This is a genomic window from Bradyrhizobium sp. Leo114 (genome assembly GCF_055229415.2).
Genome location: NZ_JBUYEN020000004.1, coordinates 257,720 through 273,518, shown reverse-complemented (window position 1 = coordinate 273,518; position 15,799 = coordinate 257,720). Strand labels below are relative to the sequence as shown.

The following is a 15,799-nucleotide window of genomic DNA, read 5'->3' as shown; positions in this document are numbered from 1 at the left end:
ATCCGCGGATCTTCTCATTCTGGTCAGTAGGGTGCAGGAGCAATGGTCGCTTGGCTCAAGTCCGGCTCAGCGCCGGCGCAATTTCACGGTCCCACTATCGAGACGCCGCGGTTGATCCTGCGCTCGTGGAAGGCTTCCGACATCGCGCCGAATACCGCCATGCTCGCCGATCCCGAGACGGCGCGATTCATCACGCCCGACCACAAGGCGGTGACAAACGAAACGACTGGCTGGCGCAATGCGGCCGTCATCGCCGGGCACTGGGCGCTGTATGGTTTCGGCATGTTTGCCGTCGAAGAAAGATCATCCGGCCGCTACGTGGGCCGTGTGGGCCCCTGGTACCCGGCGGGATGGCCGGGGTTTGAGGTCGGCTGGGGTATCGCCAAGGACCATCGCGGCAAAGGCTATGCGGTCGAGGCCGCGCGCGCGGCCATCGACTGGGTGTTCGCCAATCTTGCAGTCGATCGCATCATTCATTGCATCGATCCGGTCAACGCCGCCTCGCAGAGCGTGGCACGCCGACTTGGTGCGAAAATCGACGGCCAGGCCGAGCTCAATGGCGATACCGTCGATATCTGGGTGACCGATCGCGATCGATGGACGGTTTGAGAGGCCTACTGCCGGCCCAATTGCGTCGCCTGTTCCACGCGGTCGAAGCGTTCCAGCGACAGGATCGCATCGGCGAATTGGTCGGCACGGCCGTTCAGGACCGGGCGGGCCAGGGTGAGGAATTTCTGCTGCATCGCCTGCGCATCGGGGAATGAGGTCGGCTCGCCGGAGGGATCGGCATTGAGCCGCTCATGCACGCCGTCATCGGTGGTGATGCTGACGCGCGCGCCGAACGGATGGGTGCGGCCGATCTCCAGCCGGTCGTCCTGCACCACGTCGAACTTGTCGGCGAGCGCATCAATTGCGGAATCGCCAAGCCGACTGTAGTCGTCCCAGCCGAAGCGGCCCTGGTCGAGGGCAACAGCACCGGTGAAGAACATCGAGAACTGGCCGCCAACGATCGAGGTCGGATGCCGCTTGGTGGCGGCATCGCCGGTCAGCGTGATGCCGTTGCGGTGCAGGCCGATCTCGACCCGCTTCACCTGGTCCGGCGTCAGATTGTGCTCGCGCCGCATCGCGATCAGCGCATCGATCGCGGCATGGGTGTAGCGGCAGCTCGGATAGGGTTTGACGCCGATCTTCATGGTCTCAAAGATGCTGCCGAGCCCTGCAATCGCCTTGTCCGGGTGCGCGTCGTCGCTGTAGCCGACGAGCAGGCCATGCTTGCCTTCCACCGATTCGACCGAGCCGACGAAATCGTTGCGCGCCAGCGTTGCGGCGATGACGCCGTTCATCGCGGCGGCGCCGACCTGGTAGCGCTTGTTCCAGGCGCCGTTGATCAGGAACTGCAGCGAGCCCGCGGCCTGGCTGCCGGAGACGCCGAAGGCCGCGATGATCTGCTCCTTCGATAGTCCGAACAGTTTCGCGGCCGCCGCCGCCGCGCCATAGGTGCCGGCGGTCGCGGTCGGATGGAAGCCGCGCGCATAATGCGAGGTCGGATCGAGCGCATTGCCGAGCCGGCAGCAGACCTCATAACCCGCGACAACAGCGGTCAGCACGTCGCGGCCGGACGCGCCGACCATCTCGCCGACGGCAAACGCAGCAGGCACCACGGGCGCGCTCGGATGCAGCGAGGAATCGGCATGCGTGTCATCGAAGTCGAGGGAATGGCCGAGCGCGCCGTTGAGCAGCGCTGCGACTGCCGGCGTCCAGGTCTTGCCGTCGCCGAACACGGTGGCTTCGCCCTTGCCATCAAGCGCCAGCGCTTCCAGCATCTTGAGCAGCGAGGGCGTGGATTCGGCTTCGCGCCGCGCCCGGATCGTGCTGCCCAGGAAGTCCAGCGTCAGCACCTTGGCGCGCTGCAATACTTCCGGTGGAATATCCGCGAATTTCAGGTTAGCGACATAGGCGGCGAGCGTTGCGGTTTCGTTGGCCATCGTGTTTCCTCGTTCTGTCGCGCAGGGTAGGCGGGCCGGTTTCACGTTTCAAGCCGCCTTCACGCCGCGGGCATCAGCCATGCCGAACGTCAGCCATAGGATCGTCGTGAGCAGCAGAGATTTGGTCGCATGACAGCCGCCGCGAAACGTGTGCTCGGCTGGATTCGCAGCCGAAAGGGCCAATTGGCGCTGGCAGTCAGGGTCACGGTGGCGGCCGCGATCGCCTATGCGGTGGCCGTCGCGCTGCACCTCCTGCTGCCGCTCTGGGCGGTGCTGACGTCGCTGATCGTGACCCAGATGAGCGTCGGCCGATCGCTGAAGGCAACCCGCGACTACATGCTCGGCACCATCGGCGGCGCGATCTATGGCGGCGCCATCGCGGTGCTGATCCCGTATTCCGGAGAGAGCGGCCTGCTCGGCTTGCTGGTGCTGGCGGTTGCGCCACTGGCCTTTGTCGCGGCCATCAACCCCAGCCTCAGTGCGGCCGCCGTGACGGCCGTGATCGTGCTGCTGGTCCCGACCATGCATCACGCCGATCCGCTGGTATCCGCAATCGACCGCGTCAGCGAGGTCGCGGTCGGCGCGGTCACCGGGCTTCTGGTGTCGTTTCTGGTGTTGCCGTCGCGCGCGGTGAGCCAGATCCGCGTCAACGCCGCGCGCCTGCTGGAACTGATCGCGGCCGCCTTCACTGAGCTGCTCGCCGGCCTGACGCGCGGGCGTGACAATGACGCCCTGCACCGCATCCAGGACGGCATCGGCACCGCGCTGGTCGGCCTGGACGCAACCGGCGCGGAGGCGGAGCGCGAGCGCTCCGCGCATCTATCGTCCGGTCCGGACACCGGGCCGCTGCTGCGGACCATCTTGCGACTGCGCCATGATGTCGTGATGATCGGCCGCGCCACTGTGGTGCCGCTGCCGGCGAATGTGCAGGCGCGACTTGCGGCGCCCTTGTCCGACGTCAGCAAGGCGATCACGCTCTATTTGCGTTCTGCCGCCGCAGCGCTGCGCATGGGCGCGGGCGCACCGCCGATCGCGCCTGTTCATGCCGCCCTGCAGCGCTATGCGAACGAAGTCGCCGCTGTTCGCAGCGAGGGCCTGATCCGCGGTCTTCCCGGCGACATGGCGGAGCGTTTCTTCGCACTCGGATTCTCGCTGGAGCAGATGCGGCAGAACCTGCTCGATCTCGATCGCGTCGTTGGCGAGTGGTCGGAGACGTCGGCAGCGGCGAAAGAGGCGGCCGAAGAATAGGGCGTGCGCTCTGTAGGATGACATAACAATGAGATCGCGGCCCCTGTCCTTGGCTGCTGCGATGATGGCTTGATAGGGTTGCCCGTTCTCTACTGAATCGTCTCGCAGGAAACACCGGCCTCCTTGGCCGCATTTGCCGCGCGATCCAATGGGCTTGTGGCTTGTTCCTTGCGCCCTCGGCAGAACGCTTGCTCCTGCGCACGCGCTGTCATGCTGCTGACGCAATCTCTGTCTTAGTCGATGAGAACTAAAACACTGTGTGAGAACCGCCCCGGTTCCCACAGCGGTTCCATCGCCCGGGTTGGCGCGAATCCGCAAAAAATTGGCACAAGTTCGTAAACGCCTCCGCGTTCGCTTGGCCATGCGTTGCGGCATCGGGAACCGAACGATCGAAGAAAATCAATCAAGGAGTTATGATGCTCTTCCGCTCGAGCGCCGCAATTTGCGGCGCCCTAGTTGCACTTGCCATTTCTGTTACCATTGCTCGCAGTGAAACCCGCGCGGTTTATTCAAGCGCTGTCGTCGATGTCGCTTCTGGGGATGCGATCGTTGGCGCAGCATCCATGTACAATCCGTTCCGGCCCGGATGGCGGGAGGGCGGCCCGAATACAGCCTCCGGCGAGCGCTATGATCCCTCTGGCTGGGCGGCTGCCATCAAGACAAGTTTGCGTCAGAAATTCGGTGGGGTGCAGTATGGCGCGAAGCCGAAGTATGCCCTCGTTGAGGCTGTAGGCAAGAAGGTCATCGTCAAGATAAATGACGTGGGGCCACTGACGCCTGGCCGCATCATTGACCTGAATGAGCGGACGATGCGCCATTTCGATCCAAGCCTGCAGCTCGGAGTCATCAATGACGTAACGGTCAGGCCGCTCTCAGGGGACGATTGGACCGCCGGACCGGTCCGCGATGGCCTCCTCGCCGCTGATTCTTGAAGCGATTGCACCTCTGGCGACAAGACGCCGGCGGGCGCAATTTGCACGCCGGCGATCGCGCCTATTTATGCTGCCCTGCAGCGCGACGTCGGCGAAGTCGCCGCCGTCCGCAGCGCTCGTGACCAAGGCGGAAGTTACACCTTAAGCTATCGTTTACTCTCGAAAGCTGCACTTTACCGCCTCGCGCTCAACCGCTCTTAAATCTTAGGAGGTATCGTCCGGAGACACAGGCTTCATCTCCACTATCATGCGGCCATGCGATGAATGATACCGAATCCGAAGAAAGCAAAGCTCAGCGCTTTGCGGCATTACCGAGATGGAAAAGATGGCTCGTCTACTTCGGCATCCTTAACCGCCGCTTCTTGCTTATGAGCGATGCCGAACGGCAGACATTCAGGACTGAGCAGCTCAGGCGATTTGCCGATTGGCCGATGTGGAAGAAGTTGCTCGCGACGGCAGGGCTTGCGGTCGGCGCGATTGCGGGACCTTTGCATTCCTACTTATTCGGACAATTGACAATCGGATGGAAAAAGCTCGGTTTTACCAGGACGATTGTTGCCTCCGAAGAGCCCGTGCTTTTCGTTGCGACGTTGCTGTTTCTCGAGTGCACCGTCATCTTGATGCTTTGTCTCACGACCAAAGTTTTCTTCTTCCATCGCGACTAGAGCGCGATGTCATTTGGTTGAATCGGCTTGGCCGCAAGTTCACCTCTCCCGAAGGGAGAGGTCGCGCCGGAGGCGCGGGTGAGGGGTTACGGTCCCTCGATAGAGCAGATCCCCTCACCCGGCGCTACGCGCCGACCTCTCCCTATGGGAGAGGTGAGAAGAGGCAGCGCCCATGGGAACACAATTCGACCTTATCTCATCACGCTCTAGGTTTAGTTCACGGCCGAGCGCGCGATGCGGTTAGGCTGGCTCTAAAGCGCGACCTGCCGCAGCATCGCGGCCACGACCAGACGGTGAAAGGGCAGGATGATCGCGAGGTAGGTCCGGCCGAGCCGATTATGCGTCCGCACCAGCGTGGTGGTGGTGACCTCCTGGCTGCCGGCATGTGCGGTGACATCGACCACGACACGAAAATCGAGATGGCTGTCGTTGAAGCCCGCCACCAGCCGTTCCGGCGTCTCGCTGAGAACCGGAAACATGCCGACCATGCCAAGCGATGCCCTATCGCCTTCGCCCGACGTCTTCAGGCCAAGCGGCGCGACAATCAGATTGCGCAATCGCAACAGCGCTTCGATCCAGCGCTGCCGGCGCGCAAACATCTTCTCGGCCGCCTTGCGCGCATCGAGCGCGGTGCCGTCGACGGCGATGCGAAAGGCGTCGATGAACTCCGCGCCCGCGAGCAACGGGCCGGGATCGATATCGGGCGTGACTTCGCGCGCTTTCATCACACGGCCAATCTGCTGGTCAGCAGGCGGAAACGCAAGATGAGCAGAAGGGCGTAGGCCGCAGTCCCGGCCGATAGCCCGATCCAGATGCCGACTGCGCCGAGCGTGGTCGCGAAGCCGAGCAGGCACGCAGAGGTGAACCCGATCAGCCAGTAGCTGATCGTGGCGAACAGCAGCGGCAGGCGCGTGTCGTTCATGCCGCGCAACGCGCCGGCGGCAACCGTCTGCACGCCGTCGGCGATGAAGAAGGTCGAGCCGACCAGGAGCAGCGAGGCCGTCAATTGCACGGTCGCTTCGGCTGCTTCGCCGAGGAAGATTTCGGCGATCGCGGATCGTCCGAGAATGACAAAGAGCGTCATCGTCGACATGAAGGCGATGCCGAGCCCGGTTGCGACGAGTCCCGCGCGCCTGACCGCTTGCGCATCGGTGCGTCCGACCGCATGGCCGACACGGACCGTCGCCGCCATGCCGATCCCGAACGGCACCATGAACAGGATGGCTGCGATCTGCAGCGCGATCTGGTGCGCGGCCAGCGCGGCCGTCGAGATCAGCCCCATCAACAGCCCCGCTGCGCCGAACAGGCCAAATTCCAGGAGGAACGAGACTGAGATCGGCGCGCCGACAATGACGAGCTGCCGCATCAGTGGCCAATCGATGCGCCAGACGCGGCCGAGCACCTGGTATTTCCGGAACGGCCGGCGGCGGTAGGCGAACCACAGGCCGGCGAGGAAGGTCCCGAGATTGACGATCGAGGTGGCAATGCCGACCCCGAACAGCCCGAGCGACGGCAATCGCCAAGCGCCATAGGAAGCACCATAGAGCAGGAGATAGACCAGCAGCGCATTGGCCGGGATCGCCGCGAGCGTGATCCACAGGATCGGCTCGGGCCGGTTGACCGCACTCATGAAGCCGCGGATCGCAATGAACCACAGCGCCGGCAGCATGCCCCAGGCGAGGCCGAACAGATACTGCTGCGCGAGCTGCGCGGCCGTCGCGGACTGGCCGAGCGCGAGCAGGATCTGCTCGCCGCGGAACGGCAGCACCATCAGCGGCAATGTGATGAACAGCGCGGCCCACAGCCCGACGCGGAGCGAGCGCCGCACCATGCGCGGATTGCGCGCGCCAAAGGCTTGCGCCGCCAGCGGGGCGACGGCGGACATCAGTCCCATGCCGAAGGTGAAGCTGACAAAGTAGACCGTGCCCGCCAAGGCTGCGGCGGCGACAGCCTCGTCGCCGAACCGGCCGATGAAGGCGAGGTCGGTCGTCATCATCGCGATCTGGCCGAGCTGCGTCAGCGCCATTGGCACTGCCAGGCGCAGGGTCTCAGTGAGCTCGTCGCGCAAATGGTGACGAGGCGCACGCGCGGCCGCGCACGGCGCCATCGAAGCGCGTTCGATGTTCTCGGTTGAGGTCATGGCGTGAGATTAGCACTGCCGCGCGCCTAAAAGGTGGCGGAACAGCCACTGCGGTGGCCCGGGTGGAGCGCAGGCGTAACCCGGGGCCGCTCGCGAATGCCGATGCGGCTGTCCCGGGTTGCGCTTCGCTTCACCCGGGCTACGGCCCGGTTTACGGCTGGCCCTGCCTGATCGCGTTGATTTCGCGTTGCTGGGCCTCGAGGACGCCGTCGGCGATCTGTCCGACGCGGGGATCGCTGACATGGGCGCGCTCGCTCGTCAGGAGCGCCGCCGAATGGTGCGGGATCACGACCGGGATGCCCGCGACGCCGCTGGGGCTCTCGTTGCTATGCGCGAGCCAGAGCGCAATCGTCAGCACCGCGACTGCTGCCGCGGCAATGGTGAGATTGGCGGCATCGCCGCCGGTGATCTGGAGAAAGCTGGGCAGACGAACGCGCATGGTCGCACCTGCCTATGGGGGATTGGCAGTGCAACGGACAGGTCGGCCGTTAGTTCCAATTTACCGCACGCGTTCGGGCACGCGGGTGATCTTGGCGCCGAGCGCGTTCAGCCGCTGCTCGATCCGCTCGTAGCCGCGCTCGATCTGGTCGGCATTGTTGATGGTGGAGGTGCCCTCGGCGCAGACGGCCGCAAGCAGCATCGCCATGCCGGCGCGGATGTCGGGGGAGGTCATCGGCGCGCCGCGCAGGCGGCTCGGACCGGCGACGATGGCGCGATGCGGGTCGCACAACACGATGCGCCCGCCCATTGCGATGAGCTTGTCGACGAAGAACATCCGCGATTCGAACATTTTTTCGAACATCAGGATGACGCCATCGCATTGGGTCGCGGTGACGATCGCGATCGACATCAAATCTGCGGGGAAGGCCGGCCAGGGCTGGTCCTCCAACTTCGGCACATGGCCGCCGAAATCATCATGGATCTTCATGGTCTGGCCCGAGGGCACCACGAGGTCGTCGCCCTCGACGCCGCAGACGATGCCGAGCCGCTCAAAACCCATCCGGATCGAGCGCAGATGCTCGACGCCGGCACGCGCGATGCGCAGCGGCGAGCGCGTCACCGCGGCAAGCCCGATCAGCGAGCCGACCTCGATGTGATCGGGCTGGAGCGCGTAGTGCGTGCCGCCGAGCGTGGCCGGGCCGTGCACGATGATGGTATTGGTGCCGATGCCCTCGATCTTGGCGCCGAGCGCGACCAGGAAATGCGCGAGATCCTGCACATGCGGCTCGGACGCGGCGTTGCGCAGGTAGGTGGTGCCGCGGGCCGCCACGGCCGCAACCAGCGCGTTCTCGGTCGCGGTGACGCTGGGCTCGTCGAGGAACACGTCGGCGCCCTTCAGGCGGGAGGCGCGGAACTCGAGCCGATGCGTCGCGGTGACGCTGGCACCTAACTGCTCGAAAGCGAGGAAATGCGTGTCGAGACGGCGGCGGCCGATCACGTCGCCGCCGGGCGGCGGCAATGCGACCTCGCCGCAGCGGGCGAGCAGCGGCCCCGCGAGCAGGATCGAGGCGCGGATCCGCGCACACAGTTCCGGATCGAGATCGGCGGCGCGGATCTCCTTGGCGTGGATCAGCAGCGTGTTTCGCTCGGTCCACTCGGCCGAGGCGCCGACGGAGCGGCAAAGCTCAACCAGCGTCTCGGTGTCGCGGATCCGCGGCACATTGGTCAGCGTGACCGGATGCTCGGTCAATAGCGCCGCCGCAATGATCGGCAGCGCCGAATTCTTGTTGCCGGACGGCTCGATCGTGCCGGAGAGCCGGTGGCCGCCCTCGACGATATATTGGATGGGCGCCACGTTGTCCTCGACGGGTTGGTTGCTTCGCTCGTGGAAGATTCCGTAACGGAATCAAAGGGCAGTCAGAGCGACATAGCACACAAGGCTCGTCCAAGTCATGCCCTTAGCATCCACTGCCCCGGCCATCAGGCCGGGACTGTGGCTGCCTGCTCGATCAGCCCGCTTTCCTTCAGCTCCTGCCAGAATTCCGCGGGGATCTTGGCCTGCATTGAATTGTAGTCCTCGAGGATCTGCCGGTGGCTGCTCGCGCCCACGACCAAGGCGACGACAACGTCAGGGGCTGATGAGAACTGCAACGCCGCGGTCCGCAGATCGACGCCGTGGCGGGCGGCTGCTGCGCGCAGCCGGTCGCGTTTCTCGATATGGGCCGGGGAGATCTTGTAATTGTTCGGCCCGTAATTGTAGCGCGGACTGCCGGAGATGAAGCCTGCATTCAGCGCCGAGCCGATCACCAGCGACACGTTCTTCTGCCGCACCGCCGGGAAAACCTGATTGAGGGCGTTGGCATGATCGATCAGCGAGTACTGCGACGCGCAAAGGCAGACGTCGGGATCGGCAACGTCGATGACGCGCAGGATCGGCTCGGGACAATTCACGCCGATGCCCCAGGCCTTGATGATGCCTTCCTCGCGCATGCGCGAGAGTGCCGGGAACGCGCCGCGTTCGGCGATCACGAACTGCTCCTGCCATGATGTCGGGAAGTATGGAAAATCAGGCGAGATGTCGTGGACGAACGCCACATCAAGGCTGTCGACGCCGAGCCGCTGCAGGCTGTCCTCGATTGAACGGCGAACACCGTCAGCGGTGTAGTCGTAGGTGACGTCATTCGGCGAGTCCGAGAGTGGAAAGATTTCCGCATGCCGATTGTTCTTCGAGGCCTTGAACAGCTTGCCGACCTTCGACGACAGTACGTAATCGCCGCGGGGCTTGTTGTGCAGGAAATGGCCGAAGCGGCGCTCCGACAATCCGAAGCCGTACCAGGGAGCCACGTCGAAATAACGCACGCCGGCGCTCCATGCGGCCTCGAGCGTCGCCTCGGCGTCCTCGTCGGTGACCTTGTTGAACTCGTTGCCGAGCGGAACACCGCCCAGCCCGAAGCGGAACTCCGGCTTGAAAAGTTGTGTCGCCCGATTTGCCTGTGCCATGCGATTGTCTCCTTTGCTGTCGGTGGCGGCTATCACCAATGACGGTGCCGCAAGGGCGCCGACCGTCGCCGCGGCGACGGTGAGGAAATCCCTGCGGCTGCCAGTTCGTTTCGTCATCGCGTGTCTCCTTCGTCATGCGGGGAAGGCGCCGAGAAGCGCGGCTCCATGCGCGGCGCCTCTTCCTTGAAACTTGAGTATGGGTCGTAAAACCGCGGCCACCAGGGTAGGTTCGTTGAGTGCAGCTCAACGACGCCTTGAGAGGCCGTTCATGAAAACGTTCGACCGAAACATGCTGGCGGACTTGAACGTGTTCCTGACGATCGTGCGCCGCGGCAGCCTTGCCAAAGCGGGCATCGAGCTCGGCGTGAGCACGTCCGCCTTGAGCCATCGCCTGCGCAAGCTGGAGTCCGATCTGGGCGTAAGGCTGTTGCATCGCTCCAGCCGTTCCGTCAGGCCGACTGACGCAGGAGCCGCGCTTGCCGCTGAGCTGGAGAATGGATTTCGCACCATCCGCGATGCCTTGACCGGGCTGGAGAACCATCGACGTGTCCCGGTGGGGCGGCTTCGTCTCAACGTTCTCCGTGATGCCGCACGGCTTGTGCTTGGTCCCGTGCTGCCGCGTTACTGCAAGGAATTTCCGGGCATGCATGTCGACGTAACCGTCGAGGATCGCATGGTCGAGATCATCGCCGAGGGCTTTGACGCCGGCATCCGCTATGGCGATCGCGTGCCGCTGGACATGGTGGGGATAGCGCTGACCAAACCGTTGAAGTGGGTCGTGGTCGGCTCACCCGAACTGATCGCGCGCGCTGGCCGTCCCGATACTCCCGGCGATCTGCTGCAGCTTCCGTGCGTCGAGATGCGCGTCGGCGATAACCGCAACTTCCCGTGGGAATTGGGCAATGGCGATTCGATGATCCGGCTCGATGTCCGCGGGCCGGTATGCGCCAACGAGACGGAACATGCAGTCGACATGGCGCTGCGTGGCGTGGGCTTCGTCTATTGTCTGGAACGGCGGATCGAAGCGGAGGTCGTATCCGGCGCGTTGGAAATCCTGCTGCCGGAATGGGCCTCGGAAGGCCCGCCCTTCACCATCTACTATCCGAGCCGCCGCCAACCGCCGCCCGGTCTGCGCCAGCTCATCGACCTCACGCGCAGGCGCGAAAACCTGCCGCCATTGGCCGCGACCGACGCCGACGCCTGATGCGCTCGGGCTGGCAGCGTCGCGGCCTCAGATGTCGATGTTTGCGCTGAGCGAGTTTTCCTGGATGAAGTCGCGGCGCGGCTCGACCACGTCGCCCATCAGCTTGGTGAAGATGTCGTCGGCCTCATCGACCTCCTTGACCTTCACCTGCAACAGCGAGCGCGCGTCGGTATCCAGCGTGGTCTCCCAGAGCTGCTCCGGGTTCATCTCGCCGAGACCTTTGTAGCGTTGCAGGGTCAGGCCCTTGCGGGCCGTGTTGGTTACGGCTTCGAACAGGTCGACGGGGCCGTAGATGAGTTGCTCGCTGTCCTTGCGGCGCAGCTTGCCGGAGCGGGCATAGACGCTCTGCAGCCGCTCCCGGTATTCGTGGAGCTTGCGGGCGTCGGCCGAACCGAGGAACGCGTCGTCGATGACGGCGACATCCTTGACGCCGCGTACGGTGCGTTCGAACATGAAGCCCTGGCCTTCGACGAATTGTCCGGTCCAGCCGCGTTCGACTTCCTCGGCCTGATTGTCCAGCCGTCCCGCCATGTATTCTGCCGCGGCAGCGGCGGTTTCCGGATTGCTGTAGATATCCTTGCCGAACAGACCTGCGATGGCAGCCTGCTCGACGACCTTCCGATTGTAGCGGCTATGCAGGTTGCGCAGCACGGCGCGAATGACGCGGGCGTCGTCGATCAGGGAGCGCAGATCGCGGCCCGAGCGTTCCTCGCCGGTGCCAAGCGTGAACACGCAATCGTCGAGCCCGGCCTCGATCAGATAATCTTCCAGCGCGCGCTCGTCCTTCAGATACTGCTCGGACTTGCCGCGCGTGACCTTATAGAGCGGCGGCTGCGCAATATAGAGATAACCGCCGTCGATGATCTCGCGCATCTGGCGATAGAAGAAGGTCAAGAGCAGCGTGCGGATATGGGCGCCGTCGACGTCGGCGTCCGTCATCACGATGATCTTGTGATAGCGCAGCTTGTCGATCGAGAAGTCGTCGCTGATCCCGGTGCCGAGCGCCGTGATCAGCGTACCGATCTGCTCAGAGGACAGCATCTTGTCGGGGCGGACGCGCTCGACATTGAGGATCTTGCCGCGCAGCGGCAGCACCGCTTGGAATTCGCGGTTGCGGCCCTGCTTGGCGCTGCCGCCTGCCGAGTCACCCTCGACGATGAAGAGTTCCGACTTGGCGGGATCCTTCTCCTGGCAGTCGGCCAGTTTGCCTGGCAGCGAGGAGACCGCGAGCGGATTCTTGCGGGTCAGTTCGCGCGCCTTGCGCGCGGCCTCGCGGGCGGCCGCGGCCTGGATCACCTTGCCGACGATGACTTTCGCCTCGCTCGGATGCTCCTCGAACCAGGCGGCAAGGGCCTCGTTGATGACGTTCTCGACAACGGGACGCACTTCCGAGGACACCAGCTTGTCCTTGGTCTGCGACGAGAACTTCGGATCCGGCACTTTCACCGAGAGCACGGCGGTCAGGCCCTCACGACAGTCGTCGCCGGTCAGCGTGATCTTTTCCTTTTTCGCGTTGGCCTCGGCATAGCCGTTGACCTGACGCGTCAGCGCGCCGCGGAAGCCGGCCAGATGGGTGCCGCCGTCACGCTGCGGGATATTGTTGGTGAAGCACAGCACGTTCTCGTGGTAGCTGTCGTTCCACCACAGCGCGGCTTCGACCCCGATGCCGTTCATCTCCGAACGGACCATGATCGGATTGGCGACGACCGCCTTCTTGTTGCGGTCGAGATATTTGACGAATTCCTCGACGCCGCCGACATAGTGCAGTTCCTCGCGCTTCTCGACCGCATGGCGCATGTCCGAGAGCACGATGTTGACGCCGGAATTGAGGAAGGCGAGTTCGCGCAGGCGATGCTCCAGCGTCGCGAAATCATATTCGATGTTCTTGAAGGTCTCGGTGGAGGCGAGGAAGGTGACCTCGGTGCCGCGCTTGCCATTGGCGTCGCCGACCACCTTCAACGGGGCGAGCGAATCGCCATGGGCGAACTCGACAAAATGTTCCTTGTCGTCGCGCCAGACGCGGAGCTTCAACGAACTCGACAGCGCGTTGACGACGGAGACGCCGACGCCGTGCAGGCCGCCCGAAACCTTGTAGGAGTTCTGGTCGAATTTACCACCGGCATGGAGCTGGGTCATGATGACCTCGGCCGCGGAGATGCCTTCGCCCTTGTGGATGCCGACGGGAATACCGCGGCCGTCGTCGCGCACGGTGACGGAATTGTCGGGATTGAGCACGACTTCGACGCGCGTCGCGTGGCCCGCAAGCGCTTCGTCGATCGCGTTATCGACGACTTCATAGACCATGTGATGCAGGCCGGAACCGTCATCGGTGTCGCCGATATACATGCCCGGCCGCTTGCGCACGGCATCCAGGCCCTTCAAGACCCGGATCGATTCCGCACCATATTCCACGGGAATGGGATGCTCGCTTTCGGCAGGGGTCTGCCGGGCTGGTTCTGTCATGTGAGGCCTTAGGATGTCCCGAATCAGCAGCGCAAAACTGAGGGCTGATTACACTATTTGTGCCACGAAAGATGCATCGCGCCTAGCGCAAAGTCTGTCTCCGCAAGCTGTTGAATAAATAGTATTTTTCTGCCTTTTTTCAAGGCGGTTTAAGGCTGTTTCAAAGGCCGCGAAAAAGCGCGATTCGAGGTCCATTGCGAGCGCTCGAGAATCCCGATTTGGATCGCTCGGCGAGCTCCCTCTGGCAGCGTTTCGCGGACCTGCTAGAGAGGGCATCGAAGCAGGCTGACTTCGATGCCTTCTCCTAGTTCCGCGATTTCCGGATTATTTGCCCTTGTCCCTGCCGTCCCAGCTTTATCGGCCCGATATCGATGGCCTCCGCGCCATCGCCGTGATGCTGGTGCTGATCTTCCACGCTTTTCCTGAAGCCGCGCCGGGCGGGTTCGTCGGCGTCGATGTCTTCTTCGTGATTTCCGGCTTTCTGATCACCGGTATCATCGCGCGCGAGCTCGGCGAGCAGCGCTTCAGTCTGGCCGGCTTCTATGCCAGGCGCATCCGGCGGATTTTTCCAGCGCTGATCGTCGTGCTCGCTGTCGCGCTGGTGGCGGGCTGGCTATTGATGCTGCCGTCCGCCTATGTGCAACTGGGCAGCGACGTCTTTGCCAGCGCTGCGTTTCTCGCCAACATCGCGCTATTGCTGCAGTCAGGCTATTTCAACGTCGAATCGGCGAAAAAGCCGCTGCTGCATCTGTGGTCGCTCGGCATCGAGGAGCAGTTCTACCTGTTCTGGCCGCTATTGCTGATCCTGGTGGCGCGGCTGCGGCTGAAACTGTTCTGGATCGCCGCAATCCTCGGCGCCGCCTCCTTCGCCCTCAATCTGGTGCTGATCGGCGCAAACCCGGTCGCAACCTTCTATCTGCCGTTCACGCGCGCCTTCGAATTGCTCGCCGGCGCCTTGCTGGCGCTGGGCTGGAGCCAAACCGGCAAACCGACCGTCGCGAGTGATTGGCGTGCGTTCGCAGGGTTCGCCCTGATCGCGCTCGCGGTCGGCCTGTACGACAGTCACAGCCAGTTTCCGGGTTGGCGCGCGGCGCTGCCGGTAGTTGGGTCCGCGCTGCTGCTGTCGGCTCCCGCTGCCTGGCTCAATCGCAGCCTGCTCGCCAGCCGGCCGATGGTATGGATCGGGCTGATCAGTTATCCGCTCTATCTCTGGCACTGGCCGCTGCTGGTGTTCTTCGCGCTGATCAAGTTCAGTCCGCTGACGCTGCTCGAGCGCGGCCTGATCCTGCTGCTCAGCGTGCTGCTCGCCTGCGCGACCTACCGCCTCATCGAGAAGCCGCTGCGTTTCGGCCGGCCGCAGCCGCGCAAATTGGTTGCGCTGGGTGCCAGCATCGTGCTCATCGCCGCGCTCGGCGGCACTGTCGTTTGGGGGCGTGGCTACGATTTCCGCCTGCCGCCGGAAATCCGCGCCATGGCCGGTGTGTCGACACAGCCAGCGCAATGGCGGTTCCACCAATGCCTGCTCGATCTCGGCCGCGATACGTCGTTCGCCGATGATTGCGTTGACCGTGACCGCCGCCCGCTGGTCGTGATCTGGGGCGACTCGACCGCGGGCGCGCTGTTGCCCGGATTGCGGAAAGTGCAGGAGACGAAGAATTTCGGCATCGCGCAGTTCACCTCGGCCTCCTGCGTTCCTGTTCTGAATGTCGATGTGCCCGGCACGCCCAACTGCCGCGCGATGAATGACAAGGTGTTCTCACTGATCCGCGATATCAGGCCCGACATCGTGCTGATGCACGGCACCTGGGATCGCTATCCGGACAAGATCGCCGAGACCGCCGCCGCGCTGAAGCGTGAGACCGGCGCGCGCGTGGTCGTGCTCGGTGCGGTGCCGACCTGGCGGCGCGGGCTGCCGAATGAAGTGCTGCGTTATTTCCTGCTTTATCACGACCTGCTCCCGGCGCGCTGGAGCGGCGGCGTGACCAGCGGATGGTTCGACGCGGTGATGCGTGACAAGCTTGCGCCCGCCGGTGCGGACTTCGTCTCCGCCTGGGATGTGCTGTGCAATGGCGAGGGCTGCCTGACCCGGATCGGCGACAGTGCCGGCGATATCACCGCAAGCGACGGCATTCACCTCACCGAGAAGGGTTCGGCCTATCTCGTCGACGCGGTGATTGACCGTGTGCTCGACGGGCGCAAAGCAAGCGATCCGGGAAAGTAGC

13 protein-coding genes are annotated in these 15,799 nt (G+C 63.9%); 6 read left to right on the top strand and 7 right to left on the bottom strand.

The features are described 5' to 3' along the window. Positions 1 to 42: 42 nt before the first annotated feature. Complete coding sequence (locus ACZIRK_RS07300) at positions 43 to 609, top strand: GNAT family N-acetyltransferase (RefSeq protein ID WP_130229482.1); 567 nt, start codon at positions 43 to 45, stop codon at positions 607 to 609. A 5-nt stretch (positions 610 to 614) separates the two neighbouring features. On the opposite strand, the gene ACZIRK_RS07295 is transcribed toward ACZIRK_RS07300, so the two are convergent. Beyond that, a complete protein-coding gene (locus tag ACZIRK_RS07295) occupies positions 615 to 1,985 on the bottom strand; it encodes an MmgE/PrpD family protein (RefSeq protein WP_130229481.1) in 1,371 nt (456 codons plus the stop codon). Between the two features lie 129 nt (positions 1,986 to 2,114). Between ACZIRK_RS07295 and ACZIRK_RS07290 the strand changes: the two genes are divergently transcribed. From ACZIRK_RS07290 to ACZIRK_RS07280, 3 genes are all read left to right on the top strand, one after another. Then, positions 2,115 to 3,233, top strand: a complete 1,119-nt coding sequence (locus tag ACZIRK_RS07290) for an FUSC family protein (RefSeq protein ID WP_130229480.1) — start codon at positions 2,115 to 2,117, stop codon at positions 3,231 to 3,233. A 413-nt stretch (positions 3,234 to 3,646) separates the two neighbouring features. After that, complete coding sequence (locus ACZIRK_RS07285) at positions 3,647 to 4,165, top strand: RlpA-like double-psi beta-barrel domain-containing protein (RefSeq protein ID WP_207231125.1); 519 nt, start codon at positions 3,647 to 3,649, stop codon at positions 4,163 to 4,165. Positions 4,166 to 4,425: 260 nt separating this feature from the next. Further along, positions 4,426 to 4,830 carry a hypothetical protein gene (locus ACZIRK_RS07280; protein WP_028162536.1) on the top strand — a complete coding sequence of 135 codons (405 nt, stop codon included), beginning with the start codon at positions 4,426 to 4,428 and terminating at the stop codon, positions 4,828 to 4,830. 251 nt (positions 4,831 to 5,081) lie between these two features. Here the strand turns inward: ACZIRK_RS07280 and ACZIRK_RS07275 are convergent, their stop codons facing one another. The 5 genes from ACZIRK_RS07275 to ACZIRK_RS07255 all read right to left on the bottom strand — a co-directional run bounded on the left by ACZIRK_RS07275 (position 5,082) and on the right by ACZIRK_RS07255 (position 10,027). Further along, positions 5,082 to 5,555 carry a DUF2867 domain-containing protein gene (locus ACZIRK_RS07275; protein ID WP_130229526.1) on the bottom strand — a complete coding sequence of 158 codons (474 nt, stop codon included), beginning with the start codon at positions 5,553 to 5,555 and terminating at the stop codon, positions 5,082 to 5,084. Then, entirely contained in the window at positions 5,555 to 6,970 is a 1,416-nt protein-coding gene (locus ACZIRK_RS07270) for an MATE family efflux transporter (RefSeq protein ID WP_130229525.1), read from the bottom strand. The genes ACZIRK_RS07275 and ACZIRK_RS07270 overlap by 1 nt, the downstream gene beginning before the upstream one ends. 151 nt (positions 6,971 to 7,121) lie before the next feature. Beyond that, positions 7,122 to 7,409: a hypothetical protein gene (locus ACZIRK_RS07265; protein WP_130229524.1), complete on the bottom strand. Its 288-nt coding sequence runs from the start codon at positions 7,407 to 7,409 to the stop codon at positions 7,122 to 7,124. 60 nt (positions 7,410 to 7,469) lie between these two features. Next, a complete protein-coding gene (gene murA, locus ACZIRK_RS07260; RefSeq protein WP_130229523.1) occupies positions 7,470 to 8,765 on the bottom strand; it encodes a UDP-N-acetylglucosamine 1-carboxyvinyltransferase in 1,296 nt (431 codons plus the stop codon). A 125-nt stretch (positions 8,766 to 8,890) separates the two neighbouring features. Continuing rightward, a complete protein-coding gene (locus ACZIRK_RS07255) occupies positions 8,891 to 10,027 on the bottom strand; it encodes an aldo/keto reductase (RefSeq protein WP_463327113.1) in 1,137 nt (378 codons plus the stop codon). A 151-nt stretch (positions 10,028 to 10,178) separates the two neighbouring features. On the opposite strand from ACZIRK_RS07255, the gene ACZIRK_RS07250 reads away from it, so the two are divergent. Next, positions 10,179 to 11,114, top strand: a complete 936-nt coding sequence (locus ACZIRK_RS07250; protein ID WP_130229521.1) for a LysR family transcriptional regulator — start codon at positions 10,179 to 10,181, stop codon at positions 11,112 to 11,114. A gap of 27 nt (positions 11,115 to 11,141) precedes the next feature. On the opposite strand, the gene gyrB is transcribed toward ACZIRK_RS07250, so the two are convergent. Then, on the bottom strand, positions 11,142 to 13,577 hold the full coding sequence (gene gyrB, locus ACZIRK_RS07245) for a DNA topoisomerase (ATP-hydrolyzing) subunit B (protein WP_463327112.1): 2,436 nt from the start codon (positions 13,575 to 13,577) through the stop codon (positions 11,142 to 11,144). 334 nt (positions 13,578 to 13,911) lie between these two features. On the opposite strand from gyrB, the gene ACZIRK_RS07240 reads away from it, so the two are divergent. Beyond that, positions 13,912 to 15,798, top strand: a complete 1,887-nt coding sequence (locus ACZIRK_RS07240) for an acyltransferase family protein (protein WP_463327111.1) — start codon at positions 13,912 to 13,914, stop codon at positions 15,796 to 15,798. The last annotated feature ends 1 nt before the right edge of the window (position 15,799 follow it).

Bases quoted from the DNA above. Each gene is read 5' to 3' on its own strand.
- ACZIRK_RS07300 (WP_130229482.1), top strand. From the start codon at position 43: ATGGTCGCTTGGCTCAAGTCCGGCTCAGCGCCGGCGCAATTTCACGGT.
- ACZIRK_RS07295 (WP_130229481.1), bottom strand. From the start codon at position 1,985: ATGGCCAACGAAACCGCAACGCTCGCCGCCTATGTCGCTAACCTGAAA.
- ACZIRK_RS07290 (WP_130229480.1), top strand. From the start codon at position 2,115: ATGACAGCCGCCGCGAAACGTGTGCTCGGCTGGATTCGCAGCCGAAAG.
- ACZIRK_RS07285 (WP_207231125.1), top strand. From the start codon at position 3,647: ATGATGCTCTTCCGCTCGAGCGCCGCAATTTGCGGCGCCCTAGTTGCA.
- ACZIRK_RS07280 (WP_028162536.1), top strand. From the start codon at position 4,426: ATGAATGATACCGAATCCGAAGAAAGCAAAGCTCAGCGCTTTGCGGCA.
- ACZIRK_RS07275 (WP_130229526.1), bottom strand. From the start codon at position 5,555: ATGAAAGCGCGCGAAGTCACGCCCGATATCGATCCCGGCCCGTTGCTC.
- ACZIRK_RS07270 (WP_130229525.1), bottom strand. From the start codon at position 6,970: ATGACCTCAACCGAGAACATCGAACGCGCTTCGATGGCGCCGTGCGCG.
- ACZIRK_RS07265 (WP_130229524.1), bottom strand. From the start codon at position 7,409: ATGCGCGTTCGTCTGCCCAGCTTTCTCCAGATCACCGGCGGCGATGCC.
- ACZIRK_RS07255 (WP_463327113.1), bottom strand. From the start codon at position 10,027: ATGACGAAACGAACTGGCAGCCGCAGGGATTTCCTCACCGTCGCCGCG.
- ACZIRK_RS07250 (WP_130229521.1), top strand. From the start codon at position 10,179: ATGAAAACGTTCGACCGAAACATGCTGGCGGACTTGAACGTGTTCCTG.
- gyrB (WP_463327112.1), bottom strand. From the start codon at position 13,577: ATGACAGAACCAGCCCGGCAGACCCCTGCCGAAAGCGAGCATCCCATT.